The organism is Saccharopolyspora antiqui (assembly GCF_052246905.1).
Taxonomy (GTDB): Bacteria; Actinomycetota; Actinomycetes; order Mycobacteriales; family Pseudonocardiaceae; genus Saccharopolyspora.
Genome location: NZ_JBQQBO010000001.1, coordinates 626,552 through 653,151, shown reverse-complemented (window position 1 = coordinate 653,151; position 26,600 = coordinate 626,552). Strand labels below are relative to the sequence as shown.

Sequence of the window (26,600 nt, the reverse complement as noted above, 5' to 3'; positions counted from 1 at the left end):
CGTCGATCAGGCGAGGACGTCAATTGATGTGAACGGGCAGGCTGCTCATTCCGTCAGACGGACGTTCCCGCGCTGTCCAGCCCGAGACGTCGTACCGACCGGACCGCCAGCAGGGCGGTGGCGAGATCTTTCGGGCGGGTCAGGTCGAGCCCGGAGAGTTCTTCGAAGCGCCGCAGGCGATTCAGGATGGTGTTGCGGTGGCAGTAGAGTCGTCGCGCCGTCTCCGTGGGCGACCCCGATCCTTCGAGGTGCACCTGCAGCGTCTCCAGCAGGCGCTGGCGCTCGGATTCCTTGATCGAGGCGAGGCCGTCGAGCAGGGTGGCGCCGAGGTGGTCGCTGATCTCGCGAGCGCCGCCGACGAACAGGGACGGGATGTCGTCAGCGGCGAACACCACGTCGCAGCTCGCCGGATGCGTCGAATCCCGGGCAGCGTCGGCCAGCCACACCTGGCGCCGGGTGTCCTGCAGCGACAGATAGGGCGGGCTGACCCCAGCCCGGGTGCGCAGGACCCGGCGCAGGCAGTCGGCCAGCTGTTGCGGGTTCTTCTCCAGCGCCACGATTCCGGTCAGCACGTCGCTGTCCAGCGACCAGACCGAATGCGCCCCGTTCTCCCGGAGCGGACCCTCGGGCCGGGTGGGTTCGGTATGCCGGTCCGCTCGAACCACGACGTACGGGCCGTGCTCGCCGAGTCCGTAGCGCGATGCCGCTTTGCGGGCCACCGTGCTCACGGGACCGGTGCCGTACAGCAGTTCCTCGAACAGCGACCGCACGTCGCGTTCGCGCTCATCGGAGAGTTCGACCTCCGCCTCGCGATACACCTCGCTGATGCGGACCGAGATCTCGTCCACCACGTGCCAGAGCGGCAGGACGAACTCCGTCCAGTACTGCTGGACCTTGGGTGGACGGGTCTCCAGCCAGGTGATCAGGAGTTCCCAGACGATCCGGAAGTCGATGCGGAACGCGCGGAGCAGGGTGTCCAGGCCGACTCCCTGTCGAGCGCGCCGCCGACCGAGATCGTCCAGCACGCCGTCCAACTCGGCGGTGTCGAGCCCCGCGAGCTTGGTCAGCAGCAGCGTCACCGTCTCGTGACACGCTCGTCGCAGATCCTCCGCGGGCACCAGCTCCCGGTAGGAAGGCTCGCTGGCGCTGGTTTCCGCTGCGGCCATGTCGCCGAGCTCGGAAACCCGGGCGAGCATGGCGTGCGCGGCTTGGGTCAGGGATGCCTCGTATCCGCGGGCGCCGTCGATCGAGGACTTGTGCACCAGCACAATTTAACAGTGCCCAGGCAGGGCATCCACCTCTTGTTTTGTGGTCCTCCGGGTTGCTTGGATTTCGACACCCGCACAGCACGCTGCGGCAGGTGACCAGCACGGGAGTGCGGTCCTGGCCGTGGTGTTCGGCTGCGACGCGGGCCGCCGCGGTGCCGCGGCGGTCCCTAGGGCAGCAACACAGCGGACGAACTCGACATAAGCGGCGCAGAAGACCACCGAAGACGTCTGTTCGTGTCCGGGCGTGTACCCGGAGTGACTTGGAGGCGCGGATGTACATGGGCAGCTATTGGCATCCGTTCGCGGACATGGCGTCGATCGGCGACACCGGCGAACTGGTCATCGACTCCGGCGTTGGCGCCTACGTGGTCGACGAACTCGGGCGGCGCTACTTCGACGCGGCGGGCGGACTCTGGTACTGCAGCGTCGGATACGGCCGGGCGGAGATCGCCGAAGCTGCCGCGGCGCAGCTGCGCCGACTGTGCGCGTATTCCAATTTCGGCGACTTCGCCACCCGCCCGACGCTGGACCTCGCCGACCGGATCGCCGCCCTCGCGCCAGTACCCGATGCCAAGGTGTTCTTCACCAGCGGCGGTTCGGATTCCGTGGACACCGCGGTGAAGCTGACGTTGCGCTACTGGGTGGAACGCGGCGAACCGGACCGGAACGTGATCATCGTCCGAGAACACGCCTATCACGGGATGCACGTGGGCGGGACCGGGCTGGCCGGAATTTCGGACAATCACGCCGGTTACCCCGAACTGCTGCCGAGCGTGGTTCGGGTCGCCTACGACTCAGCGGAAGAACTCGACGCCGAAATCCGGCGAATCGGACCGAACCGCGTCGCCGCGTTCTTCTGCGAGCCGGTGATCGGTGCGGGTGGTGTTCGGCCGGTGCCGCAGTCCTACCTGACCGCCGCCAGGGAGGTCTGCCGCCGCAACGGCGTGCTGTTCGTCGCCGACGAAGTGATCTGCGGCTTCGGCCGGTTGGGCGAGTGGTTCGCCAGCACCCGATTCGCCCTCGAACCCGACATCATCACGTGCGCCAAGGGACTCACCTCCGGATACCTGCCGATGGGCGCAGTGATCGTTTCCGGTGGTGTGGCCGAGCCCTTCTTCACCCGTCGCGGCGTGCTCTGGCGGCACGGATACACCTATTCCGGCCACGCCACGGCCGCCGCCGCCGCGCTGGCCAATCTGGACATCCTGGAGCGGGAGGGCCTGGTGCCCCGCGTTGGCGAGTTGGAGCAGCAGCTGACCCGGTCCCTGGCACCGCTGTCCGGCCACGGGCTGGTCAACGAAGTGCGTTCCGGCGTCGGATTGCTCGCCGCAATCGAACTCGATCCGGCTGCGGTCCAATCGAAGCCGGGACTGCCCGCGCAGATCATCGCGGAGCTCCGCGAACGCGGTGTGCTGACCCGTTTTCTCGCCGGATCGGCGTTGCAGGTGTCACCGGCGTTCGTCACCGACGAAGCCGATTTGAAGATCTTGGCGAACGCGGTGGTGGAGGCGCTGGACGCGGCGGCGAGCCAGCTCTGACACCCGATGGACAAGTAATGAATCGGCAACAGGGCCGCCACAACGGAAACCGAACCTAGTACTGCCGGTCCGCGCACCCCGGGTCGGCAGACAACGCGGAGGTAGCATGTCGACATCACCCAGCGCCGAAGCGAAAGGACCGGGCACACCCCGTTCGAATCACAAGGCTTCGTTGATTCCCAAGGGGGCCGACGCCCGCCGCGAGGCAGCTGAGGATTACGCGCTGCGCAAGGTTCCGGAGCACTGGAAGCGCCCTTCGCTCAGTTTCGCGATGTCGTTGAGCGGGCTGACCTCGTCGGTGTTCTTCCTGGCCCTCGGCGGACAGTTGGCTCTGCTGTTCGGTTTTCCCTCCGCCATGGCCGCCTTCGGCGTCGCCACCGTGCTCGGTTGGCTCGGCTCCGCGGTGATCGCCCGAGTCACCGCGATGACCGGCCTCGACCTGGACCTGATCACCCGCGGCAGCGGGTTCGGTTTCCTCGGCTCTGCGGTCACTTCCTTGATCTACGGGATGAACTGGTTGATGTACGCGGCGATCGAGGCCGCCTACCTCGGTACTGCCCTGCATGCCCAATGGCCGGTGCTGCCCTCCTGGGCGTGGTTCCTGGTCTGCGCCTTCATCTCGGTGCCGATCTGCTGGTACGGGTTCACCCAGAACGATTTCGTGCAGCGCTGGCTGAGCCCGATTTTCGTGATCGGCCTGTTCTGGCTGCTGATCGCGGGAATCCAGCACGGAACCGCTGAACACTCCTTCAGCACGCCGGGTTTCAGCATGATCGGTTTCGCGGGTGCGCTCGGTGCCCTGCTGCCCAACGTGGTCATCCAGGTGCTCGGCACCGGCGACTTCTCCCGGTTCATCCGCAAGTCCGAAGTGAAACGCGCCATGGTGGTGGGACCGTTCGTGGTCATCGCCGCGGTCTACCTCATTTCGTTCCCGATCGGCGCGACGCTGGCGCTCTACACCGGAAGCGACAACCCGGGCGACTACATCAACGGTCTGCTGGGCATGTTCGGCATCATCTGGGTCGTCGCGACCCAATTGCGCATCAACAACATGAATTACTACAGCGCGTCGCTGTCGCTGGCCAACTTCGCCGCGCGGATCCTGCACTGGGTGCCCGGTCGGCGGTTCTGGGTCCTGATCACCGGCGTGGTGGCGTTCATCGGCGCCGTCCTCCACGTCGAGGAGCACCTCGTGTCGGTGGTCAGCTTCATGGGCATCTTCTGCCTGGCCTGGCTCGGCGTGCTCATCGCCGACATCTGCGTGATCAGGCCGAAGCGGCGCAGCGCGCTGCACGTCGAGCACCGTCGCGGATATCTGGCCAGCTGGGGATTTCCGGCGCTGATCAGCCTGTTGGTCGGCGCGGTGCTGGGCGCGACCCTGTCGCTGGGTGGGATTCCGACCTCCGAATCCGGGGCGCTGCTCGGTGATGTGGTGGCCCTCGGGGTTGGATTTCTGGGGCCGATTCTGGTGGAGTGGCTCACCGGCAGCCGCATGCGTCGGCTCGTCCGGCAACCGGATCCGAAGTGGATCGACGACCATTCCCGAACCGACGAGGAGATGGAGCACGACGAGAACATGCTGCCCTGCGGCAACTGCGGGGAACGTGTCATGCGGCAGGACCTCGTGACCTGCCCGGTCACCGACAGCCACGTGCTGTGCTCGGTGTGTTGCGGTGCGCACCGCACCTGCGGGGAACGGTGCAAGACCGAGTCGTTCGTGCCGTCCGACGACGAGATCAGGCGGCACCTGGCGGTTGTCGCGGTCACCAACGGCGCCGACTCGAAGGGATCCGAGAAGCCAGCGTGACGACAGCGTGAAGCAGCAGGAGAAAGGAGCGGACCGCATGGGCTACGAACGTGCCGTGTTCCGATCGCTCGGCGACCTGGAGTTGGCCGTCGAATTCGGTGATCGGATCGACCTCGCCCTGAACTTCCGGGTGCTCGCACTGCAACGCGCGTTGCGGGCGGCCGAGGTGGCTGGAGTGCGGGAAACCGTGCCCACGCATCGATCGCTGGGCGTGGTTTACGACCCGATGCGGATCCGCCGCCGCGATCTGGAAACCCTCATCACCGAACTGCTCGACGACCTCGCCGAACTGACCGAGTTCCCCTCCAGGCTGCTGACGATCCCGATCTGGTACGACGACCCGTGGTCGCAGAACTGCGCGCGGGAACACGGGGTGCCGAACAACGTCGAGTACCTCGCCGAGACCCACGGCATTTCCGCGGCCGAGGTGATCGCCCGGCACACCGGCGTGCTGCACTGGGTGTCCGCGGTGGGCTTCCAACCCAGCACCTACCAGGCCGTGCCGCTGGGCGAGATGCGGTTGTCCGGACCGAAGTACGAGCGGCCTCGCAAGTGGACAGATCCCGGCATCGTGTGCCTGGCGGGCAACATCACGTCGTACTACCCGGTGCGCAGTCCCGGTGGTTACCAGTTGCTGGGGCGTACCCCGCTCGACCTGTTCGACCCGCTGCAACGCAATGCCGTGTTCGCCGCCGGGCCAGTCCTGCCGCGAGTGGGCGACCGGCACCGGTACGTGGCCATCGACGGCGACCAGTACCACGCCATCCGCGCCCAGGTGGAGGCTGGCACCTACGAGTACCAGATCGAGGATGGCGTGCACCGGCTGGAGGAAGACCATGCCTGACAACGGCAAACTCGAAGTGGTTCGGCCTGGTGTGATGACCACTGTGCAGGACCTCGGCCGCGGTGGCCACCTGGCCGAGGGCATCCCGCCGTCGGGCGCCTTCGACGCGACCGCCTTGAAGTTGGCGAATCTGCTGGTGGGCAACGAGGTGGGGGACCACGTCCTGGTCGGTGGGCATCCGGGAGCCGCCGGATTGGAGATGGCGCTGCGCGGTCCGAGGCTGAAGGTGCTGTCGGACAACGTCATCGCCGTCACCGGCTCGGACATGCAACCGGCGGTCAACGGCGAACCGATCGAGATGTGGACCGCGATCAGCGTCCGCGCTGGCGACGAGATCTCCTTCGGGGTGGCGCGGCACGGCGTGCGAGGTTATCTCTCGGTGGCGGGCGGAATCGATGTCCCGCCGGTCCTCGGTAGCCGCTCGACCAACGTGCGGGCCGGTATCGGCGGTGTCGACGGGCGGGTGCTCAAGGCCGGGGACATCCTGCCCATCGGGGCGGCGGGAGCGCTGGCGGATCTCTCGGGTCGGCGCATCCGCGCGGATCGAATTCCGGTCCACGCCACACCGGCGGAACTGCGCGTCGTGCTCGGGCCGCAGGATTACCTGTTCACCGCGGAGAGCGTGCGAACGTTCCTGGACACCGACTGGGAGCTGTCGACCACATCGGACCGGATGGGCTGCCGGTTCATCGGACCGGCGCTGCACTTCCAGCCGCGGCCGGACTATCTGGTGGAGCAGGCCGGAGCCGATCCGTCCAACATCGTCGACGATTCGATCTGCATCGGATCCATCCAGGTGCCCAGCGGGCTGGAACCGATCGTGATGGGTGTGGACGGCCCCAGCCTCGGCGGCTACGCCAAGATCGCGACCGTGATCAGTCCCGACCTTTCCCGGCTCGCCCAGCTTCGTCCCGGCGAAGTCGCGCGGTTCCGCGCCGTCGACCCCGACGAAGCGCACGAGCTGCACGTTGCCGCCCGCGGCGTGGGCACCGCGGCCGATCTGGCTTGAATATGGCATGGAGGCGTCATGAGTTGGAAGATCAACATCAACTCCGACATGGGCGAGGGATACGGGCGCTGGCAACTCGGTCCCGACGAAGAGCTGATCTCGCTCGTGCCGACCGCGAACATCGCGTGTGGTTTCCACGCCGGTGACCCGCGCATCATGCACCGGGTCACCGCCGCCGCTGTCGCCGCGGGCGCGGACATCGGTGCGCACGTCGCGCTGCCGGACCTGCGGGGCTTCGGTCGCCGCCCGCTGGCCATCGCCGCGGAGGACCTCCGCGATGACGTGCTGTACCAGATCGGCGCGCTGGACGCCTTCGTCCGGGCCGAGGGTGGTGTGCTGCGGCACGTGAAGCCGCACGGCTCGCTCTACGCGATGTGCGGGCGGGACGAGGACTACGCGCGAGCGCTGTTGGAAGCGGTCGCCGGTTACAACAAGGATCTCGTGGTGATCGTGGGGCAGGGCTGGCCGCAGCGGTTGGCCGCCGAGTACGGGCTGACGGTCGTCTACGAGGGATACATCGACCTGGAGTACCAGCCGGACGGCTATCCCCGCGTCGAGTCCGCCAAGTTGTCCTACGATCCGGATGACGTGGTGCGCCGCGCGATCGACATCGTCAAGCACGGCAGCGCCAAGGCATTGGACGGTTCGGAACTCGAAGTCCTGACACCCACGCTGTGCCTGCACGGTGACATGCCGAACGTGCTGGAAGTCGCGCACCGGGTGCGCGAGCGGCTCGCCGAGGAAGACATCGAGATCGTCGGATTGGCCACGGCATTGGAGTCCTGGGACCCCGCGTCGACCGGAGGGGCCTGATGATCGATTCCTTGCTGGTGGCCAACCGCGGCGAGATCGCTGGACGAATCATCCGCACGGCCAAGCGACTGGGAATCCGCACCGTGGCCGTGTACTCGGATGTCGACGAGAACTTGCCGCACGTGCGCGAGGCCGACGAGGCCGTACACCTCGGCCCGGCCCCGCCAGCCGCTTCCTACTGCAACATCAGCGCGCTGCTGGACGCGGCGCGGCGGACTGGGAGTCAGGCGGTGCACCCGGGCTACGGCTTCCTCAGCGAGGACGCCAAGTTCGCGCAGCAAGTGCAGGAGAGCGGACTGCTGTGGGTCGGCCCGGACCCCTTCGTAATCGATCAACTGGGCGACAAGGTCAACGCTCGCAACATCGCGATGCGGGCTGGCGTTCCCGTTGCCCCAGGTAGCGCCGAGCCACCGGGAAACGTGGCGGAGGCAGTGGCCATCGCCGCCGACATCGGCTATCCGGTGATGCTCAAGGCTGCGGCGGGCGGCGGGGGGACGGGCATCTTGCAGGTCGCCGACGAGGCGGCTTTGCGTGCCGGGTTCGAGCGGCTGCAAGCCTTCGCCGGACGGATGTTCGACAGTCCGAAGCTGATCGTGGAACGGTTCTTCCCGCGCGCCCGCCACGTCGAGGTCCAGATCCTCGGACTGGCGGATGGGCGGGTGCTCGCACTGGGCGAGCGGGATTGCTCGGTGCAACGACGAAACCAGAAGGTGGTTGAGGAAACACCGGCCCCGGGACTCCCCGCGGAGTTGCGGCGGCGGATGCTGGCCGCCGCTGTTCGGCTGGGCGAGGCGGTCGGTTACCGCAATGCCGGAACGGTTGAATTCCTGGTCTCCGGTGCGGAGTTCGTCTTCCTGGAGATGAACACCCGGCTGCAGGTGGAACATCCGATCACCGAGCGGGTTTTCGGCATCGATCTGGTCGAGCAGCAGCTCCGGATCGCCGCCGGGCTGGCTCCGTCAGTCGACGTGGCAGCGTTGGTTCCGACTGGCCACGCGATCGAACTGCGGGTCAACGCGGAAGATCCGGTGCGCTTCCTGCCTGGTCCGGGCGCCATCACCGAATGGCAACCGCCCGCCGACCCCGAGGTGCGGGTGGATGCCGGATACGGACCGGCCACGACCGTGACGCCGCACTACGATCCGTTGCTGGCGAAGGTGATCGTGCACGGCGCCGACCGCGCGGAAGCGCTGCGGAAAGCCGCTGCCGCGGTTGCCGGTTTCCGGATCAGCGGACCGAAGCACAACCTGCCCTTCCTGGCCCGTCTGCTGGCGACCCCGGAGTTCGCCAGCGGCGACTACGGAACTGACATCGTCACCCGCATCCAGTCGAAGGAGAGGTGAGCGCCCATGTCCGAAATCGTCGCCGACATCACGGCCAACGTGTGGAAGGTCGTCGTCAGCCCGGGGGAGTCGGTGCAGCCCGGCGACACCGTCGCGATCTTGGAATCCATGAAGATGGAAATCCCGGTCGTCGCGGACGAATCCGGCACCGTATCGGAGATCAAGGTGACCGAAGGTGGCACCGTTGATGAGGGCGAGGTCATCGCCGTCCTGATCGCTTGACCCACCAGGCATTCGCCCGCAGCGCCGGACCGCCGTGCCCGGTGCCGATCACTCGCACCAGATCTATCAGCGAGGCGCCCCGACCTACCTCGCAGCAACCGGGCAGACCCGAGTGCCCTTCCTGATCGGGCGGCGCAACGTGGCCAGGAGCATCGTGCTCGCGACCGCCCGCGCAGCGCTCGTGGCTGGTCCGCGGGGCCGTGCGCGCCACCGCTCGGCCGTGGGGCGGGCGCCGCGTGCATCGGGATTGTGACTGCTCGGCGAGTGCTGAGCCGAGCATCGCCCTACCCTTGTGCACGCAAGCACGTTTCGGCCTCCGCCGGTACGCCCTTCGCAGCTGGCCCTGCTCCGCGCACGCGGTACGTGCCGACGGTTTCAACGCCAAGGGGGTGGCGCAGGTGACCACACCTCCAGCCGACGAGCAGCCACCTGGCGCGGACGATGGCGCAGCACCGAACGAGCCCCTTGCACCGCAGGAGGCTGGGCCGCAGGAGGCTGGGCCGCGGGAGGATGGGCCGAAGGAGGCTGGGCCGCAGGAGGATGGGCCGCCCGTTGCCGCCGAGACTCCACCCGATCTCGCGGTGCCGCCTCCTGATGTGGACGCCGAGCCCGACCAGGCGCGTCGTGCCGAGCCTTCGTACGGGTTTCCCGCTGGGCTGTGGCGGCTGCTGGAGCGGCATCGTCCGCCGGGTTTGGGAAGGTCGCGGCTGTGGCGCAGCCCGCTGCGCGGCCCGTGGTTGACATCGGTGTTCGGCGCCGTGCTCCTGGTGGGTCTGCCGATCGTCATCGTCACGGGCATGTTGTCCTACATCGCCTACGGACCTCGGTTCGGGCAGGCGATTCCCGCGAACGTCGGCTGGCTGCACCTGCCCTACTTCGACTGGCCCACTCGACCGTCCTGGCTGTACCGCCTGACCCAGGGCGTGCACGTCGGTCTGGGGCTGGTCCTGATTCCGGTGGTTTTGGCCAAGCTGTGGTCAGTGGTGCCGAGGTTGTTCGCGTGGCCCCCCGCTCGGTCCGCGGCCGAGGTCGTCGAGAGGCTGTCGTTGTTGCTGCTCGTCGGCGGGATCTTGTTCCAAATCGCCACGGGCGTGCTGAACATCCAGTACGACTACGTCTTCGGGTTCAGCTTCTACACCGCCCACTACTTCGGCGCGTGGGTGTTCCTGGGTGCTTTCGTGGTCCACGTGGCCGTGAAGCTGCCCCGGATGGTCACCGCGCTGCGATCGCGGTCGTTCCGCGCGGAGATGCGCACCTCGCGCGCCCAGACGCGCCCGGAGCACCAGGACGAGAACGGTTTGGTCGCCGCCGAGCCAGCCGACGCCACGCTCAGCCGACGCGGTGCGCTGCTGCTGGTGGGCGGCGGTGCGCTGTTGGTGGCGGTGGTGACCGCTGGGCAAACGATCGGAGGCATCACCCGCAGCTTCGCGGTGCTGTTGCCGCGTGGCCGTTCCCGCGGGCAAGGCCCGAACGACTTCCAGGTCAATCGCACGGCCGCCGCAGCCGCGATCAATCCTCGCGATGTCGGCCCGAGTTGGCGGATAGCGCTCGTCGGCGGCCAGCGACCTCTGGCGTTGGACCGGGCAAGCCTGCTGTCGCTGCCGCAACACTCGGCCACCTTGCCCATCGCGTGCGTCGAGGGGTGGTCCACGGTCCAAACCTGGAGCGGCGTACGGCTCCGGGACCTGGCGGTGCTCGTCGGCGTGCCGCAACCCGGCAGCGCGCACGTGCGGTCGGTGGAGCAGGCCGGAGCGTTCAACCAGGCAACCCTGCAAGCGAACCAGGTCCTCGACCCGGACTCCCTGCTGGCGTTGCGGGTCAACGGAGTCGATCTCTCCCTCGACCACGGTTATCCGGCGCGGGTCATCGTCCCGGCGCTACCCGGTGTGCACAACACGAAGTGGGTGCGATCGATCGAATTCCGGGGCGGCTGAGATGTCTCGCCTGCTCGCCCGCTGGACGCGGTGCTACGGCGCCGGTCCGCTGCACCTGGTGGTCCTGCTGGGCTGTTTCGCGCTCACCGGCTACGTCTTCTGGCAACTCCTGGCCGAGCCGCTGCTGGTGCGCATCCTCGTCTGGTTCGCGGCCGCGATCATCCTGCACGACTTGGTGTTCTTCCCGCTGTACGCCCTCGGCGACCGCGCGCTGACGAGCGCGGTGCACCGGTCGCGAAGCACGCCCCGGCCCCGGGTGTCACCGGTGAACTACATCCGGGTCCCGATCCTGGCGGCTGGCCTGCTGTTGCTGCTGTTCCTCCCGGGCATCATCCAGCAAGGCGCCCCGACCTACCTCGCAGCGACCGGGCAGACCCAGGCACCCTTCCTGGCCCGTTGGCTGCTGATCACCCTCGGCCTGTTCGCGGCCAGCGCCCTGCTCTACGCGATACGCCTCGCGTCCGCGCACCGGCGGGCGAAGCAGCAGGCCGAGTTCACCGACGAACCCGAAGCGGACGAATCGAGCTGACCGCGCCGAATCGCCAGCGCATACCGGAACACGAGTTGGCGCGGGTGGAGCTGGGCCACCGGGCGCGCCGATTGTCTGAGAATGTCCCGGTTGCCCGGATTTGGGCTCGGATGCGCCAGCAATTCGGATTGGTGAATACCGCGCTTCGAATGTGGCGTCTCGGCGCCGTGGAGAGATCTCCAATCGGTTGGCCGAATTGCTCATGTTTCGCCGTGGGTGGTGCCGTGAAATTGTCGAACAGGTGTTGAAATCCGATTCGATGTGGCGCCAGTCACCCATGGCATGGGCATCCCCACATCGTGGGTGATGTGGGGATGCGCAAAAACGAAACCAGCGCGGACCGGCTGCTCGTGCGGACTGCGCACCGAGGAGTTTGCGGTCCGTTGCTGTGTCAACTTATCCATCCACCCCGCTGTGGCCGCCGGAGCTGTCGCTGCTATCGGTCTTGCCCGCGTCGTTGTGTCCGTGGGAGTGACTGTGGCCGTGGTCGGCGAGTAGCAGCGTCGCCGGTGCTCCCAGCTGGGCTGTTGTGGCGGCCGACGCGGCTCCGCCGATTCCCAGCGCAAGCGGAGCGGCCAGTGCGAATGCAACCATTGCTCGTGCAATCCTACGCATTTCAGTTCCCCTGTCCTACGAGTGGAGATGTTTATCGACGCGAGCTCTGAGCCTCCACGGCGCTGGGGAAATGGGAGCTCGCAGCGCGTCTAACGCAGTTAGACCGCCAAAGCATTCCCGCATCGTCGGGCTGTTATTCGTAAATATCGGGTCGATCGGCTGATTTTTACGGGTGGGTTGTCGCCGTAGGGGATAAAGTCCCGGGATGTTGAGGACTAATTACCCGGAAATGGATCAGGATGCTGGGGAAAAGGACCGCGCTGGCCTTTCATCGAGTGGCAGTCATCACAGTTCGCGCCGTGCTAATTGGCTGTGATTTGCGTCGCTTCGCGCTGGCGACTGCGGTTGCGCCGATCGGCGAGCACCTGTCCGGCCCTGCTGGGCGTCATTCGTGCGCCTGCGGCTGGCTGCGTGCGGGCAGCAGTCCTTCGGTGGCGAGCCGGGCCCCGAGCAATGTTCCCAGCAGCCTGGACGTGCCACGTCGAGGCAGTGCGCCGATCCGTTCCGCGAGTTGGGGCAGTCGCCGGTGGGTGCGGTTGGCAACGGCATGGGTCACGTGCAGGGCCGCGAGCTGGTGGGTGTCGAGGGCGCTGTGGCCGAGGTCGGCCAGGGGGACGAGCACCGCGTCGGGCAGCAAGTCGACGATGCGCTCGGCAATCGGACGTGGCGTGCGCAGATCTCGGTCGCCGGAGATCACCGCCGTTGGCCAGTCGAACCGCGGCAGCTCGGCCGGTAAGTCGTAGGGTTCGCCCTCGAACGGCGGGAATGCTTCCGACGGTGCGAGGAACACCAGATTCGGATCCAGGGCGAGTCCGTCCGGGTCCGGCTGGTAGCCGAGTTCGCGGAATGAGATCACCCCGACCAGGTCGTGCTCCATGGTGAAGCGGTGTACCTGGCCGATCTCCTGGACACCGAGCCCGGCCAGCCAGTTCCAGGTCCGCCGCCCGCGCCCGGACCCGAGCAGGTCGAGCAACCGCTCCAAGTGTTGGATGCCGCCGAATTCGTATACGACTTGGACTGCCGTGCCGGTCTCCTCGGTCGGCACCACGCCGTCGCGAACGAGAGCCCGCAGCTTCCTGGCGACCGCAGCGGTGTGCGGCTCGGCTCCCTGCCAGAAGAGTCGGCGCAGGTTCGTTCGCGCGGTCTGCCCGTCCTGGGCGGTGAGCATCGGGGAGTCCAGCACCATCCCGGCGACCCGCTCGGGATGGCGGGCACCGAATCCCTGCGCGAGGTAGGAGCCGTAGGACGACCCGTACACCACGGCCCGCCGCACGCCGCAGTCATCGAGCACGGCGGCCAAATCGGCCACCACCTGGTCAACGGTCAGCGCCGACGGCGGCAGGTCAACGCCGTCGGCGTCCTCGCGGGACAGTCCGACACCCCGGTGCTCCACCATGAGCACATCCAAATTCCGGGCGATGGCGTTGGCGCGCAACGACTGGTACGGGCACACCGAGGCCAATCCGGGCCCGCCCGGGATGACGAGCACCGGATGGTCCGTGCGCGGTCCACACCGGATGTAGCTCAAGTCGAACTCGCGACGGCCATCCGGCGTAACAGGTCGGCGCACCGTGCGCATGCCCGGCTGCGCGGCGAGTTTCGCGCGCAGCCGGTCCGGGTCCCCGCGCCACGTCATCACCTCGGCAACGCCCATGATCCCTCAACGGCGTGTTCGATGATCTAGTTCCCTCCCAGCGCGATCGGGTGCTCGTCCACAGGGGACAGCGGGAACGATGGCGGCGGGGAGCGGCTTGCGTTTCCCGTTGGCCCCGACCACTCGGCCCGGCATGGGGGCATTGTTCAGCGGCGCGAGAACGGCGAGCAGGGTTCTGAATGCCCAAGATCGACCGGTGATTTGCCTGGTAAGTCCCTCTTTGGCTGGTTGGCGAGGGCTCAGGTGTTGTCGAGCCTGGTTTTGTGTCGATCTTTCAGGTCAAATAGAGCCCGTTGGTCGGGCTGATCATCGGCCCGAGGTTTGCGGAAGGACCTCATGTGCGACCGTTGATTCGCCTTGGCGCAACCTGTTCGGCCATGCTCGCGACCCTGACGCTGTTCTCGCCCGCGGCGCTGGCCGCGGCACCCCGAGCGGACTGCGCTGATCCCAGCGTCCAGCCAACCGTCGAGGAACAGCGGCTGACCGCGGATGTCCCCCAGCAGATCCTGCGCGCGAGCGGGTTCGACGACGTCGGTCCCCGGTTCGCGGCGCAACTTTGCGCGGTGACCAACCAGACCGAGGCCGAGAAGCTGATCGCGATCGAGGGCGACCGGCTCTGGACACGTGCCGTGGCGCAGGCCCAGGGACCGGCCGCGGGCGGGCTGCCCGCCGGGGACGATCGCCCGCTGTACTGGGCGCGGTTGACGATGAGCAAGGCCCTGCGGCAGTGGAAGTCGGAGTTCTCGTTGGCGCAAGGGGAACGCGACGCCCTGCTCTGGTCGCTGGAACAGCACTCGCGTGGGCAGACCTCGATCGACTTTCCCCGGGGCGACGGCATCAAACGGGTCCTGGTCAGCGGTTTCGACCCGTTCCAGCTGAACGACGACATCCGGCGGAGCAACCCGTCGGGCGCTTCGGCGCTCGCCCTCGACGGCACCGTCGTGATGACCGACTCCGGTCCGGCCCGGATCGAAACCGCGATGTTCCCCGTCCTGTGGACCCCGTTCGAACAGGGCATGGTGGAACAGACCTTCCTGCCGCACCTGGTGCCCGGACCGCGCCAGGTCGACATCTTCGTCACGGTCAGCCAAGGCCGCCCGGACCGCTTCGACGTCGAGCACTGGAACGGGCGCTGGCACGAGGGCACCGACAACAACGACGAAACCCGGCTGGGAACCATCAGCGTTCCGGCGGGCATCCCGACCGTCACTCCGGCGCCGGAGTTCGTGCCGACGACCCAGGCATACGCCGACATCGTGCGGGCGGACACCGGGCGGTTCCCCGCGTACCACAACACGGAGGTGACCGAGATCCCGGCGGGCCAGACGGAACCGGTCGACCAGCCGGACGGCCCGACGCCGGGCTCGGCGGCGCGAGCCGGCGGTGGCGGCTCCTACCTGTCCAACGAGATCGCGTACCGGACGACCCTGCTGCGAGATGCCCTCGGTGTGCAGCTGCGCGGCGGTCACGTGCACACGCCGGTGCTCACCTTCGCGCCGGACAACCCCACCGAGGTGACCGACCCGGTGTTCGAGCAGAACCTGCACGACATCGTGTCGCAGGTGGGCAACATCGTCGCGGTCGCGACCGGCGCCGACGGTACTGCCTCCGTCGTCGACCTGCCCCGGTCGCCGCGCGATCACACCGGTCGCCTGCCGAAACCGTCCATGTGACAACGCCGAACCTGATGCGGTGAGCGGCTCATGGCCTGCGCGGGCCATGAGCCGCTCGTCGTCGCGGCGTCGCACCGGCCGAAGGCGATGCCGGGCCGGAATTCCGCTGATCGCGGGCGGCAATTCGGCGCCCTTGATCGGCATGTTTTCCGGGAACGCCGCGGTTGTCGTTCGGACGCGTCGTGTTGGGGCTGTTCGGGGCAGTGGCCGGTAGGTTCAATGGGGCATTTGACCGATTTATGCGATCCTTCCGGTAAACGGTGTATCCGCAGCGTTACGCCGTGTCCATTGTGGATATTCCGGTCGCGGCGCAGCGGAGTGGAGCGGATCCGTTGGCGATTTCGCGAGCGTGCGGCGAGACTCCGAACGGTCGTGCGCGGTGCCGCCAGTCGGGCAGCAGACATCCGGGCGACTTCGCGGATTTCACTTGACTGCGCGGAAAACAGTTCCCCTACTCTGTGACCGACTTCATACGCTCCGTGCAAGAAGTGGAGTAGTCGGTGCAACCGGAGAACGCCCACCAGGCCCGCTTGCTCACGTCCCTGCGGTTCAACGGACCGCAAGTCGCGGCTGAACTGGCCGCGCAGGTATCGCTTTCCCGCTCCAAGATCGGCCAGGAGCTCGCCCGGCTGCAGGAGCTGGGATTCGTGGAACGGGCGGGCAAAGCCGCGTCGCAGGGCGGTCGGCGATCCGGGCTCGTGCGGTTGTCCCGGCGGCTGCGGTTCATCGGCGTCGACATCGGCGCCACCTCGCTGGACGTCGGCGTCACCGACGGTCGGCTCGAACTCGTCGCGCACACCAGCGAAGCCATCGACATCAAGGACGGACCAGAGCCGATCCTCGGCCGCGCCGCGGATGCGATCGACAAGCTGCGCGCCGAAGGGCACCTGCCCGCACTCGACGGCGTCGGCATCGGCGTACCCGGACCGGTGAGCTTCCGCGACGGCTTCACCGTCTCCCCGCCGATCATGCCCGGTTGGCACCGCTACCCGGTGCGCGAGCACTTCATGCAACTGCTGGACTGCCCGGTGCTGGTCGACAACGACGTCAACGTGATGGCCCTCGGCGAGATGTACTGCGGGCTGGCCCGTTCGGTGCGGGACTTCCTGTTCGTCAAGATCGGCACCGGTATCGGCTGCGGGATCATCACCGGCAACCGGGTGCTGCGCGGCAGCAACGGCAGCGCCGGGGACATCGGGCACATCGCCGTGCACGACACCGGGCCGGTGTGCAGCTGCGGCCGGACCGGTTGTCTGGAGGCGTGGTTCAGCGGTGCGGCCCTGTCCCGCGACGCCACCGCGCTCGCCCGCAGCGGCGAATCCCCTGGCCTGCAAGAACTCCTCGGAGAGCGGGGCGTGCTCACCGCGCGCGAGGTGGACGCCGCGATGCGGGCCGGTGACCCGCAGGCGCTCGGACTGGTGCGGGACGGCGGTCGGCGGCTCGGCCGGGTGCTGGCCGGTCTGGTGAACTTCGTCAACCCCGCGCTGATCGTGGTCGGCGGCGGCGTAGCCGGTCTCGGGCACCCGCTGCTCGCCGAGGTGCGCAGCGAGCTGTACCGGCGGTCCACGCCGCTGGCCACCAGCAGTCTCCCGGTGGTGCTGTCGGAATTGGGCGAGCGCGCCGGAATCGTCGGAGCCGCTGGACTGATCAGCGATCACGTGCTCGGCGTCAGCCCCGCATGAACAACGGCAGGAGGACGGGATGAACACACTCGGTGTCGCCTTGGTGGGCCACGCCTTCATGGGAGCGGTCCACTCGCACGCGTGGCGAACCGTGGGAAGGGTCTTCGAACTCCCGGCCCGACCGGAGATGGTGGTGCTGTGCGGGCGGCGCAAGGGCGCCGTGCACGACGACGCGGCGCGCTTCGGATGGGCCGAAGCCAGCGACGACTGGAAGGCCGTGCTGCTGCGCGACGACGTGCACGTGGTCGACATCTGCACCCCGGGTGACAGCCACGCCGAGATCGCCATCAGCGCCTTGGAAGCGGGCAAGCACGTGCTGTGCGAGAAACCGCTGGCGAACTCGGTCGCTGAGGCGGTGGCGATGGCCGAAGCGGCGGATCGCGCGCGGCGCAGCGGGATCCAGGCGATGGTGGGCTTCAACTACCGGCGGGTGCCCGCGTTGGCGCTGGCCCGAGAACTGATCGAGCAGGGCAGGCTGGGGCGGATCCGGCACGTGCGAGCCCAGTACCTGCAGGACTGGCTGGTCGATCCGCGGGCGCCGCTGACCTGGCGGTTGCAGGCCGAACGTGCCGGTTCCGGGGCGCTGGGCGACCTGGGCGCGCACCTGGTGGACCTCGCCCAGTTCCTGCTGGGCGACGACATCATCAGCGTCTGCGGGTTGGTCGACACCTTCGTGCCGGAACGCCCGCTGGTCGGCGATGCCGACCGCCTCGGACCGGTCACAGTGGACGATGCGGCGGTGTTCACCGCGCGGTTCCGCGACGGCGCGCTCGGGACCTTCGAGGCGACGCGCTACGCCACCGGGCGCAAGAACGGGCTGCGCATCGAGATCAACGGCAGCACCGGCAGCCTCGCGTTCGACTTCGAGTCGATGAACGAGCTGTCCTTCCACGACGCCACCGAACCCGCTGGCACCGCCGGATTCCGGCGCATCCTGGCCACCGAACCCGACCACCCGTACCTGAGCGCCTGGTACCCGCCGGGGCACCTGCTCGGCTACGAGCACACCTTCACCCACCAGCTGCGGGATCTGGTCACCACGATCGCCAGCCGCACCACCCCGAGTCCGGATTTCGCCGCCGGACTGCGGGTGCAGCGGGTCCTGGACGCGGTGCAGCGCAGCGCCGCCCACCACAGCAGGTGGTTACCGGTGGAGGAGACGAGATGACCCAGCCGGACCTGCTGGAGATGACCGGCATCGTGAAGCTCTTCCCGGGCGTTCGCGCGCTCGACGGGGTGGACCTTCGGGTGCGGGCCGGGGAAGTGCACTGCCTGCTCGGGCAGAACGGGGCAGGCAAATCAACGCTGATCAAAGTGCTGTCCGCGGCGCTCACCCCGGACGGCGGCACGATCCGCTGGCAGGGCGAGGTGATCGAGCTGGCCTCGCCTGCCGCCGCGCTGCGGCGGGGGATCGCGGCGATGTACCAGGAGCTGGACCTGGTTCCCGGGCTGAGCGTCGCGGAGAACATCTTCCTCGGGCACGAGCGCGCCACCGCCGGTTTCAGCCGCCGCGGCCAGGCCCGTGATGCGGCCGCGCAACTGCTGGCCCGGCTCGGGCATCCGGAAATCGACCCGGATCGCGAGGTGGGCACGCTGTCGGCCGCGCAGCGGCAGCTGGTGTCGATGGCCCGGGCGCTGGGCCACCGGGCGCGGCTGATCGTGATGGACGAGCCCACGGCCGCGCTGTCCGCGGGCGAGGTCGACAACCTGTTCCGGGTCATCGGCGAGCTCACCGCGGACGGGGTGGCGGTGATCTACATCTCCCACCGCATGGCGGAGATCCGGCGCATCGCCAACCGGGTCACGGTCATCAAGGACGGCTGCACGGTCGCCACCGGGCTGCCCGTCGCGGACACCACGACCGGTGAACTCGTCGCGCTCATGACCGGCGGCGCACCGCCGGAAGTGGCGGAAGTCGGCAGCTCGGCGACCGACCAGCCGGTGCTGGAGGTGCGCGGGCTGAGCCGCCGCGGCGAATTCGCGGACGTGGATTTCACCGTGCACGCTGGCGAGATCTTCGGTCTCGCCGGTCTGGTCGGCTGCGGCCGCAGCGAACTGCTGGAGGCGATCTTCGGCGCGCGCACGCCCGATTCCGGGGAAGTGCGGGTGGCCGGGCGCCGGGTCCGGTCGGGCAGCGTACCGGCGGCCGTGGCCGCGGGAATCGGTTTGACGCCCGAAGAACGCAAGAGCCAGGCGCTGCTGCCGCAGATGCCGTTGGCGGCCAACGTGACCTTGGCGTCGTTGCCGCACTTCAGCCGGTTCGGCTTCATCCGGCGCGCCGCCGAGACCGCCGAGACGCGGCAGATCACCGAGCAGTTGCAGCTGCGGCCCGCCGAGCCCGCCCGGCCGATCGCCGCCTTTTCCGGTGGCAACCAGCAGAAAGCCGTGATCGGCAGGTGGGTGTTGCGCGGCTGCCGGGTGCTGCTGCTCGACGAACCCACGCGCGGTGTCGACGTGGGAGCGCGGGCCGAGCTGTACGCGCTGATGCGGCGGCTCGCGGCCGACGGGATCGCGATCGTGGTCGTCTCCAGCGACATCCCGGAGGTGCTGGCGCTGGCCGACCGGGTGCTGGTGCTGCGCGACGGTGCGGCGGTGCGCACCGCGGCTGCCGGTGAGCTCACCGAATCCGATGTGCTCGACCTGGTCATGGAGGCCGCGGCATGAACGAGCCGACCCTCGCGGCAGCCGCCGCGACGCACCCGTCGCGACGCCGTCGCTGGTGGGGCCGCTGGTGGGCGCGCGCCGACATCAGGTTGACCGCCCTGGCGGTCGTCCTCATCGGACTGTGCGTGGTCGGTTACGCGACCCGCCCGGACGCCTTCCTCACCGAGGCCAACATCTCCACCGTGCTGCGGCTGGCCGCCGCCATCGGGGTGGTGAGCGTCGGCATGACGTTCGTGATCTCGGCTGGCGGTATCGACCTGTCGGTCGGTTCGATCGTGGCGCTGTCCAGCGTGTGGATGACGACCTGGGCCACCCAGTCCTACGGGGTGGTCGTGATGGTGCTTTGCGCGCTGCTGGTGGGCACCGGCTGCGGCCTGGTCAACGGACTGCTGGTGGCCTACGGCCGGGTGGTGCCGTTCATCGCGACGCTGGCGATGATGGCCTCCGCGCGCGGGCTGGCCGAACGCATCAGCGGGCGGCAGACCCAGGTGGTGGACGATCCCGCCTTCGGCGCGGTGTTCCAGGCCGACCTGCTGGGGGTGCCGGTCCTGATCTGGATCTTCGCCGCGGTGTTCGCGGGCGGCTGGATCCTGCTCAACCGCACCACCTTCGGCCGCCGCACCCTGGCGGTCGGCGGCAACGCGGAAGCCGCCCGGCTGGCCGGTATCGACGTGCGGCGGCACACCGCGCTGGTCTACGCGCTGGCCGGGTTCTGCTGCGCCATCGCGGCGATCATGGTGGTGGCGCGCACCACCTCCGGGGCCTCGACCAACGGCCTGTACTACGAGCTGGACGCGATCGCCGCGGTCGTCATCGGCGGCACCCTGCTCTCCGGTGGCCGCGGCAGCATGACCGGAACCCTGCTCGGGGTGCTGATCTTCACCACGCTGAGCAACGTGTTCACGCTCAACAACCTCGAAACCGACATCCAGAACATCGCCAAGGGCGCGATCATCGTGTTCGCCGTGCTGCTGCAGGCCCGCACTCGCCGCCGCACCTCCCTCCACTGAAATCCACCTCCCCCTGGAGACCGCCATGTCCGCAACTCCTCGTCGCGGGTTCCTGCTCGGCACCGGCGCGCTCGGCGCGACCGCGCTGCTGAGCGGGTGCCTGGCGAACAACCCACCGCAGCAGCAGAATCCGGCGACCGTCGCCACCGGCGGCGACAACGCCACCCCGGGTCGGCAGGTGACCATCGGGTTCTCGGCCCCCGCCGCCGACCACGGCTGGATGGCGGCGATGACCACCAACGCCCGGACCCAGGCCGAGGCGCTGCCCGACGTCACCTTCCGCCCCACCGAGGGCAGCAGCGACGTCAACCAGCAGATCGCCCAGGTCGAGACGTTGATCAACGAGAAGGTCGATGTGCTGGTGGTGCTCCCGGCCGACGGCAAGGCGCTGACCGACGTGGCCCGCCGCGCCATGCAGGCGGGGATCCCGGTGATCAACGTGGACCGCGTCTTCGACTCGCCGGACGCCTACCGGGTGTGGATCGGCGGCGACAACTACGGCATGGGGGTCAACGCCGCCGATTACATCGCGGCCGAACTGCGGCGCCGCAATGTCGCCGACCCGGTGATCGCCGAGATCGCGGGCACCGACTCGTTGCCGCTGACCCAGGAACGCAGCGCGGGATTCCGCGACGGGCTGGCCCGGCACGGCCTGCGGGTCTCCCGCCGGGTCGCCGCCGAGTTCACCGTTGAAACCGGTGAGCGGCAAGCCACCAACCTGCTGCAGGCCGCGGCGCGCCTGGACGCGGTGTGGAACCACGACGACGACCAGGGCATCGGGGTGCTGGCCGCCGTCGAGGCCGCTGGCCGCAACGAGTTCTTCCTCGTCGGCGGCGCGGGTTCGCGGCAGATGATGGACCGCATCAAGGCGGGCGGCAGCGTCGTGCAGGCGACGGTGCTCTACAACCCCTCGATGTGCTCGTCGGCGATCGCGCTGGCGCGGCTGCTCGGCCAGGCCCGGGGCATGTCCGACCTGGCCGAGCACGAGGTGCCGCGCTCGATCACGACCTATTCGGCAGTGGTGACCGGCGCGAACGTCGACCAGTACCTCGACGTCGGGTTCGCCTCGTGACCGATCCGAATGCGATCTTCCCCGCCCTGCGGGGTTGGTCCGGGTTCGCTCTGTGGGGTGGTGGGTGAAGGGCACCTTTTACCCACATAGCCGGTCAAAGGTGCCCTTCACCCCGAAAGATCTGGGGGCGAGCCGGGGGTGCGCCCGTTTTGGGCGGCGGGATCAGGGACGGGTTTTTCGTATCGCTACGTAGAAGGAGTTCGAAGACAGGTTTTTGAGAGGAGGCCGCAGGTGAAGATCGTGAGCTTGGCGCTCGCCGTGTTGGCGGTAGGAGCGATGACCATCCCGGGCTGGGCGAGCCAGCCGGGCCGACCCGAGCAAGCACAGGTGCTGGTGTTCTCCAAGACCGCTGGATACCGGCACGACTCCATCGAAGCGGGCATCGCGGCCATCGAGCAGTTGGGTCGCGACAACGGTTTCACCGTGGAGTCCACTGAGGACTCGTCGCGGTTCACCGATACCGAGTTGGCCCGCTACGACGCCGTGGTGTGGCTGTCGACGACCGGGGACGTGCTCGACCCCGCCCAGCAGGACGCGTTCGAGCGCTACGTCCGGAGTGGTGGCGGCTACCTCGGGGTGCACGCCGCTGCCGACACCGAGTACGACTGGCCGTTCTACGGCGAACTCGTCGGGGCGTACTTCGCGAGCCACCCGGAGATCCAATCCGCCACGGTCCGGGTGGAAGACCACGACCACGACTCCACCGCGCACCTGCCGCTGAACTGGCCCCGCACCGACGAGTGGTACAACTTCGCCACCAATCCCCGGGCGGACGTGCACGTGCTGGCCGCTCTCGACGAATCCAGCTACGACCCCGGAGAAGGCGCGATGGGTGACCACCCGATCGCCTGGTGCCACACCGTCGACGCCGGACGCGCCTACTACACCGGCGGTGGGCACACCGTGGAGTCCTTCAACGAACCGGAATTCCTGCGTCACCTGCTCGGCGGCATCCGAACCGCCCTCGGGCAGGCCCCCTGCTGAGAGAGCGCAAATTGGCTTGCGCCGCGGTGCAGGTAGCGACGGTGGGGTCGTGAGTGCGAAAGCGGCCTCCAACCGGCTTTCGCACTCACGACACCAATCCGCGCGAGCTGAAAGTCGTCCCGGCAGATCCGCCGGGTATGCGAGCGACGAGGAGTGACCTGGTGCCTTCCTTGAGAATGGCGGCCTGCGCGGCCGCCGCGGTCGTCACGGCGGCCGCCCTGACCGTTCCCACCGCACACGCCGCACAACCACCACCCGATTCGGCGTTCGACCAGATCGCGTTGGCCATGGGTGAAGCCAAGGCGGGGGAGCCGATGGCGCTGGCGGTGCTGCCCGACCGCCGCGTCCTGCACACCTCCCGCGACGGCGCCGTTTTCCTCACCACGCCGGAGGCGACCACGACGCTGGCCGCCGACATCCCGGTCTACAACCACGACGAGGACGGCCTGCAGGGCATCGCCATCGACCCCGACTTCACCAACAACCGGTGGGTGTACCTGTACTACGCACCGCCGCTGGACACCCCGGAGGGCGATGCGCCGGAGACCGGCACGGCCGAGGACTTCGCGCCCTTCGACGGGTACAACGTGCTGTCCCGCTTCCAGCTCGCCGACAACGGCACGCTCGACCTCGCGACCCAGCAGGAGATCCTGCGGGTCCCGACGCAGCGCGGCATGTGCTGCCACGCCGGTGGTGAGATCGACTTCGACGCGCAGGGCAACCTGTTACTGTCCACAGGGGACGACACCAACCCGTTCGCCTCGGACGGATTCACCCCGATCGACGAGCGGCCGGACCGCAACCCCGCGTTCGACGCCCAGCGCTCCGCCGGGAATACCAACGACCTGCGCGGCAAGGTCCTGCGGATCCACGTCGAACCGGACGGCAGCTACACCATCCCGGACGGGAACCTGTTCCCGCCGGGGACCGAGAAAACGCGTCCCGAGATCTACGCGATGGGCTTCCGCAACCCGTTCCGGTTCGCGGTCGACAAGCAGACCGGGTGGGTCCACCTCGGCGAGTACGGGCCCGATGCCGGTGCCGCCGACCCGAGCCGGGGCCCCGGCGGCACGGTGGAGTACAACCTGATCAAGGCGCCGGGCAACTACGGCTGGCCGTACTGCATCGGCGACAACCAGCCGTTCGTCGACTACGACTTCGGCACCGGCCAGTCCGGGCAGCCGTTCGACTGCGCGGCACCGCGCAACGAGAGCCCGCACAACACCGGGCTGGTGGACCTGCCGCCGGTGCAACCCGCCTGGCTGGCCTACGACGACGACTCCGTCCCCGAGCTCGGCTCCGGCCCGGAATCGCCGATGGGCGGACCGGTGTACCACTTCGACCCGAATTCGGACTCGCCGGTGAAGTTCCCGGAGCACTACGACGGCAAGGTGCTGAACTACGAGTGGGATCGGGGCTGGATCAAGGAGTTCGAGCTGGCGGAGGACGGGCAGCTGGCGGCGATCCGGCCCTTCTTCGAGTCGATGGAGCTGATCCGCCCGATGAACCTCGAATTCGGTCCCGACGGTGCGCTGTACGTGCTGGACTACGGGTCCAGCTACTTCGGCGGAGCGGACGATTCGGCGCTGTACCGCATCGAGCACAGCCCGGGCGCGAAGACCCCGCGGGTCCAGTTGAACGCGGACGTCACGTCTTCCGGGCAGGCGCCGCTGACGGTCAACTTCGATCCCGCGGGCACCACCGACCCGGACGGCGGCGAGCTGAGCTACGCGTGGGACTTCACCAGTGACGGCACGGTGGATTCGACCACGGCCGGACCCGTGTCGTTCACCTACACCGAGCGGGGCGCCTACACCGCCAGGCTCGCGGTGACCGATCCGACCGGTAAGACCGGGTACGCCAGCGTGCAGATCGTCGTCGGCAACACGCCGCCGGAGGTCCGGGTCGAGCTGCCGCCTACCGGTGGTGCCTTCGCCTTCGGCGAGCAGGTGCCGTTCCGGATCAGCGTCACCGACGCCGAGGACGGCCAGATCGACTGCTCGCGGGTGGAGGTCAGCTACGCGCTCGGCCACGACTCGCACGCGCACCCGCTCAGCGAGGAGAGCGGCTGCGAGGGCGTGATCGAAACCCCGGCCGACGAGGGCCACGGCCTGGACGCCAACGTCTTCGGCGTCATCACCGCCGAATACACCGATGACGGTGCCGAGGGACTGCCGCCCGTGACCGGCAGCGGCCGGGTGCTGTTGCAGCCCAAGGACAAGCAGGCGGAGTTCTTCGCCGGCTCCGAGGGCGTGCAGGTGGTGGAAGATCCGGCAGCCGCCGGTGGTCGCAAGGTCGGCGCGATCGAGGAAGGCGACTGGATCTCGTTGGACCCGGTGAACCTGACCGGGGTGGACGGCATCGGCTACCGGGTGTCGGCGGCCGGGCCGGGCGGATCGATCGAGGTCCGCGCCGGGGCTCCGGACGGGGAGCTGCTGCAGACCGTCCAGGTGCCCACCACTGGTGGCGATTACCTGGACCTGGAGCCAATTCCGGTGACGAATCCGGGCAACTCAGGACCGCTGTTCTTCGTGTTCCGAGGCGCAGGTGCTGAATTGTTCGAACTCGACGCGCTGCACTTCGCTGGCGCCGGGGTCTCCGAACCCGTTCCACCGGACGACCCGTCGGCGCGAGCGCAAGGCGACGTTCCGCGTTGATCGCGTGACGGTGGTCCGCGCGTAGCGGACCACCGCACCTACCTGCACCGCTACGCAAAACGCGTTTGGAAACAGGCTCCAGGAGGTGACCACGTGGACGGTGCATCAGGGCCGGGCCGCACCGGGTTGTGGCTGATCGGTGCGCGGGGATCGGTGGCGACCACGACGATCGTCGGGCTTTGCGCGCTGCGGTCGGGATTGGTGCGGCCGACCGGCTGCGTCACCGAGCTGCCCGCCTTCGCTTCGGTGCCGCTGCCGGACTGGGACGAAATCGTCGTCGGCGGTCACGACATCTCCGGTGCCGAGCTGCACAAGAACGCCGAGGCCCTCGTGGCCGCGGGGGTGTTGCCCGCTGGCGTGGTCGCGGCGCTCGGCGAGCAGTTGTCGGTGGTGGAGTCGGAGTTGCGCCATGGCTACGACCCGGCAGCGCGGCGGCGCAGCCAGCTCGACGTCGCCGAGCGGTTGGCGGCGGAAGTTTCGGCGTTCGCCCGTCGGCATGCGCTGGAGCGAGTCGTGGTGGTCAACGTCGCCTCGACCGAGCCGCCGTGGCCGGACGGCGCGGAGATCCACGACGTCGCCGGGTTGGAATCCGCGTTGTCCGGCGGCAACGCGGTTCCGGCCAGCGTCGTCGCGGCCTACGCTGCGGTCCGCGCCAGCTGCCCGTACGTGGAATTCACACCATCGACCGGCATCACGGTTCCAGCGCTGCGGAACCTGGCCGAGGAACGTGGTCTGCCGTATGCGGGTTGCGACGGCAAGACCGGCGAAACCTTGCTGCGCACGGTGCTCGCGCCGATGTTCACCGAGCGCGCGCTCGCGGTGCGTTCGTGGGCGGGCACGAATCTGCTCGGCGGCGGCGACGGCGCGACGCTCGCCGACCCGACCACGGCCGCCAGCAAGCTGGAGTCGAAGTCCCGCGGCCTGCACGCCTTGCTCGGTGGCGAGGTGACGGCGCCGCTGCACATCGACAACGTGCCCGACCTCGGGCAGACCAAGGTCGCCTGGGACCACGTGCACGCCGAAGGTTTCCTCGGCTCGCCGGTGACCCTGCAACTGACGTGGTCGGCCTACGATTCGGCCCTGGCCGCCCCGCTGGTGCTGGACCTGACCCGGCTGGTGGCGCTGGCGCACCACGCCGGGCAGAGCGGACCGCTGACGGCGTTGGCGTGCTTCTTCAAGGACCCCTTCGGCTCCACCGAGCACCGATTCGACCACCAGGTGCGCACCTTGCACGAGTGGGTGCGGACGACCACCGCCGCGTTGCGGGGGCATCGATGAACCG

At 68.6% G+C, this 26,600-nt stretch carries 20 protein-coding genes; 18 read left to right on the top strand and 2 right to left on the bottom strand.

Translation table 11 applies throughout. From position 1 onward, the window contains the following. Nucleotides 1–53: 53 nt before the first annotated feature. On the bottom strand, nucleotides 54–1,262 hold the full coding sequence (locus ACTWQN_RS02910; RefSeq protein WP_443201727.1) for a PucR family transcriptional regulator: 1,209 nt from the start codon (nucleotides 1,260–1,262) through the stop codon (nucleotides 54–56). Nucleotides 1,263–1,540: 278 nt separating this feature from the next. Between ACTWQN_RS02910 and ACTWQN_RS02905 the strand changes: the two genes are divergently transcribed. From ACTWQN_RS02905 to ACTWQN_RS02865, 9 genes are all read left to right on the top strand, one after another. Then, entirely contained in the window at nucleotides 1,541–2,806 is a 1,266-nt protein-coding gene (locus ACTWQN_RS02905) for an aminotransferase family protein (protein WP_443201726.1), read from the top strand. 172 nt (nucleotides 2,807–2,978) lie between these two features. Then, nucleotides 2,979–4,613 (top strand): purine-cytosine permease family protein, encoded by a 1,635-nt coding sequence (locus tag ACTWQN_RS02900; RefSeq protein ID WP_443201725.1) that lies wholly within the window; start codon nucleotides 2,979–2,981, stop codon nucleotides 4,611–4,613. Nucleotides 4,614–4,650: 37 nt separating this feature from the next. After that, entirely contained in the window at nucleotides 4,651–5,457 is an 807-nt protein-coding gene (locus ACTWQN_RS02895) for a 5-oxoprolinase subunit B family protein (RefSeq protein WP_443201724.1), read from the top strand. Then, nucleotides 5,450–6,466 (top strand): 5-oxoprolinase subunit C family protein, encoded by a 1,017-nt coding sequence (locus ACTWQN_RS02890; RefSeq protein WP_443201723.1) that lies wholly within the window; start codon nucleotides 5,450–5,452, stop codon nucleotides 6,464–6,466. The genes ACTWQN_RS02895 and ACTWQN_RS02890 overlap by 8 nt, the downstream gene beginning before the upstream one ends. An 18-nt stretch (nucleotides 6,467–6,484) precedes the next feature. Beyond that, on the top strand, nucleotides 6,485–7,279 hold the full coding sequence (locus ACTWQN_RS02885) for a LamB/YcsF family protein (protein ID WP_443201722.1): 795 nt from the start codon (nucleotides 6,485–6,487) through the stop codon (nucleotides 7,277–7,279). After that, a complete protein-coding gene (locus ACTWQN_RS02880; RefSeq protein WP_443201721.1) occupies nucleotides 7,279–8,622 on the top strand; it encodes an acetyl-CoA carboxylase biotin carboxylase subunit in 1,344 nt (447 codons plus the stop codon). Before ACTWQN_RS02885 ends, ACTWQN_RS02880 begins: the two co-directional genes overlap by 1 nt. 6 nt (nucleotides 8,623–8,628) lie before the next feature. Continuing rightward, on the top strand, nucleotides 8,629–8,844 hold the full coding sequence (locus ACTWQN_RS02875) for a biotin/lipoyl-binding carrier protein (RefSeq protein ID WP_443201720.1): 216 nt from the start codon (nucleotides 8,629–8,631) through the stop codon (nucleotides 8,842–8,844). 398 nt (nucleotides 8,845–9,242) lie between these two features. Further along, nucleotides 9,243–10,778 carry a molybdopterin-dependent oxidoreductase gene (locus ACTWQN_RS02870; RefSeq protein WP_443201719.1) on the top strand — a complete coding sequence of 512 codons (1,536 nt, stop codon included), beginning with the start codon at nucleotides 9,243–9,245 and terminating at the stop codon, nucleotides 10,776–10,778. Nucleotide 10,779: 1 nt separating this feature from the next. Then, nucleotides 10,780–11,307, top strand: a complete 528-nt coding sequence (locus ACTWQN_RS02865) for a hypothetical protein (protein WP_443201718.1) — start codon at nucleotides 10,780–10,782, stop codon at nucleotides 11,305–11,307. A 1,000-nt stretch (nucleotides 11,308–12,307) separates the two neighbouring features. Here ACTWQN_RS02865 and ACTWQN_RS02860 read toward each other — a convergent pair. Then, entirely contained in the window at nucleotides 12,308–13,576 is a 1,269-nt protein-coding gene (locus ACTWQN_RS02860; RefSeq protein ID WP_443201717.1) for an alpha/beta fold hydrolase, read from the bottom strand. Nucleotides 13,577–13,953: 377 nt separating this feature from the next. Here ACTWQN_RS02860 and ACTWQN_RS02855 point away from each other — a divergent pair, with 377 nt between their 5' ends. From ACTWQN_RS02855 to ACTWQN_RS02815, 9 genes are all read left to right on the top strand, one after another. After that, nucleotides 13,954–15,249, top strand: a complete 1,296-nt coding sequence (locus tag ACTWQN_RS02855) for a PA0049 C-terminal domain-containing protein (protein WP_443201716.1) — start codon at nucleotides 13,954–13,956, stop codon at nucleotides 15,247–15,249. A 500-nt stretch (nucleotides 15,250–15,749) separates the two neighbouring features. Further along, the gene (locus ACTWQN_RS02850) at nucleotides 15,750–16,931 is read left to right on the top strand and encodes an ROK family transcriptional regulator (protein WP_443201715.1); all 1,182 of its coding nucleotides are present in this window, start codon (nucleotides 15,750–15,752) and stop codon (nucleotides 16,929–16,931) included. 19 nt (nucleotides 16,932–16,950) lie between these two features. Then, nucleotides 16,951–18,099 (top strand): Gfo/Idh/MocA family protein, encoded by a 1,149-nt coding sequence (locus ACTWQN_RS02845; RefSeq protein ID WP_443201714.1) that lies wholly within the window; start codon nucleotides 16,951–16,953, stop codon nucleotides 18,097–18,099. Continuing rightward, a complete protein-coding gene (locus ACTWQN_RS02840) occupies nucleotides 18,096–19,595 on the top strand; it encodes a sugar ABC transporter ATP-binding protein (RefSeq protein WP_443201713.1) in 1,500 nt (499 codons plus the stop codon). Before ACTWQN_RS02845 ends, ACTWQN_RS02840 begins: the two co-directional genes overlap by 4 nt. Then, on the top strand, nucleotides 19,592–20,605 hold the full coding sequence (locus ACTWQN_RS02835; RefSeq protein ID WP_443201712.1) for an ABC transporter permease: 1,014 nt from the start codon (nucleotides 19,592–19,594) through the stop codon (nucleotides 20,603–20,605). Before ACTWQN_RS02840 ends, ACTWQN_RS02835 begins: the two co-directional genes overlap by 4 nt. A gap of 25 nt (nucleotides 20,606–20,630) precedes the next feature. Further along, nucleotides 20,631–21,677 (top strand): substrate-binding domain-containing protein, encoded by a 1,047-nt coding sequence (locus ACTWQN_RS02830; protein WP_443201711.1) that lies wholly within the window; start codon nucleotides 20,631–20,633, stop codon nucleotides 21,675–21,677. A 231-nt stretch (nucleotides 21,678–21,908) separates the two neighbouring features. Beyond that, nucleotides 21,909–22,661, top strand: coding sequence for a ThuA domain-containing protein (locus ACTWQN_RS02825; protein ID WP_443201710.1), 753 nt, complete (start codon nucleotides 21,909–21,911; stop codon nucleotides 22,659–22,661). 176 nt (nucleotides 22,662–22,837) lie between these two features. Continuing rightward, complete coding sequence (locus ACTWQN_RS02820) at nucleotides 22,838–25,318, top strand: PQQ-dependent sugar dehydrogenase (protein WP_443202008.1); 2,481 nt, start codon at nucleotides 22,838–22,840, stop codon at nucleotides 25,316–25,318. A 93-nt stretch (nucleotides 25,319–25,411) separates the two neighbouring features. Continuing rightward, nucleotides 25,412–26,596: an inositol-3-phosphate synthase gene (locus ACTWQN_RS02815; protein ID WP_443201709.1), complete on the top strand. Its 1,185-nt coding sequence runs from the start codon at nucleotides 25,412–25,414 to the stop codon at nucleotides 26,594–26,596. Nucleotides 26,597–26,600: the final 4 nt, after the last annotated feature.

Bases quoted from the DNA above. Each gene is read 5' to 3' on its own strand.
- ACTWQN_RS02905 (WP_443201726.1), top strand. From the start codon at position 1,541: ATGTACATGGGCAGCTATTGGCATCCGTTCGCGGACATGGCGTCGATC.
- ACTWQN_RS02895 (WP_443201724.1), top strand. From the start codon at position 4,651: ATGGGCTACGAACGTGCCGTGTTCCGATCGCTCGGCGACCTGGAGTTG.
- ACTWQN_RS02890 (WP_443201723.1), top strand. From the start codon at position 5,450: ATGCCTGACAACGGCAAACTCGAAGTGGTTCGGCCTGGTGTGATGACC.
- ACTWQN_RS02885 (WP_443201722.1), top strand. From the start codon at position 6,485: ATGAGTTGGAAGATCAACATCAACTCCGACATGGGCGAGGGATACGGG.
- ACTWQN_RS02880 (WP_443201721.1), top strand. From the start codon at position 7,279: ATGATCGATTCCTTGCTGGTGGCCAACCGCGGCGAGATCGCTGGACGA.
- ACTWQN_RS02875 (WP_443201720.1), top strand. From the start codon at position 8,629: ATGTCCGAAATCGTCGCCGACATCACGGCCAACGTGTGGAAGGTCGTC.
- ACTWQN_RS02865 (WP_443201718.1), top strand. From the start codon at position 10,780: ATGTCTCGCCTGCTCGCCCGCTGGACGCGGTGCTACGGCGCCGGTCCG.
- ACTWQN_RS02860 (WP_443201717.1), bottom strand. From the start codon at position 13,576: ATGGGCGTTGCCGAGGTGATGACGTGGCGCGGGGACCCGGACCGGCTG.
- ACTWQN_RS02855 (WP_443201716.1), top strand. From the start codon at position 13,954: ATGCTCGCGACCCTGACGCTGTTCTCGCCCGCGGCGCTGGCCGCGGCA.
- ACTWQN_RS02845 (WP_443201714.1), top strand. From the start codon at position 16,951: ATGAACACACTCGGTGTCGCCTTGGTGGGCCACGCCTTCATGGGAGCG.
- ACTWQN_RS02840 (WP_443201713.1), top strand. From the start codon at position 18,096: ATGACCCAGCCGGACCTGCTGGAGATGACCGGCATCGTGAAGCTCTTC.
- ACTWQN_RS02835 (WP_443201712.1), top strand. From the start codon at position 19,592: ATGAACGAGCCGACCCTCGCGGCAGCCGCCGCGACGCACCCGTCGCGA.
- ACTWQN_RS02830 (WP_443201711.1), top strand. From the start codon at position 20,631: ATGTCCGCAACTCCTCGTCGCGGGTTCCTGCTCGGCACCGGCGCGCTC.
- ACTWQN_RS02820 (WP_443202008.1), top strand. From the start codon at position 22,838: ATGGCGGCCTGCGCGGCCGCCGCGGTCGTCACGGCGGCCGCCCTGACC.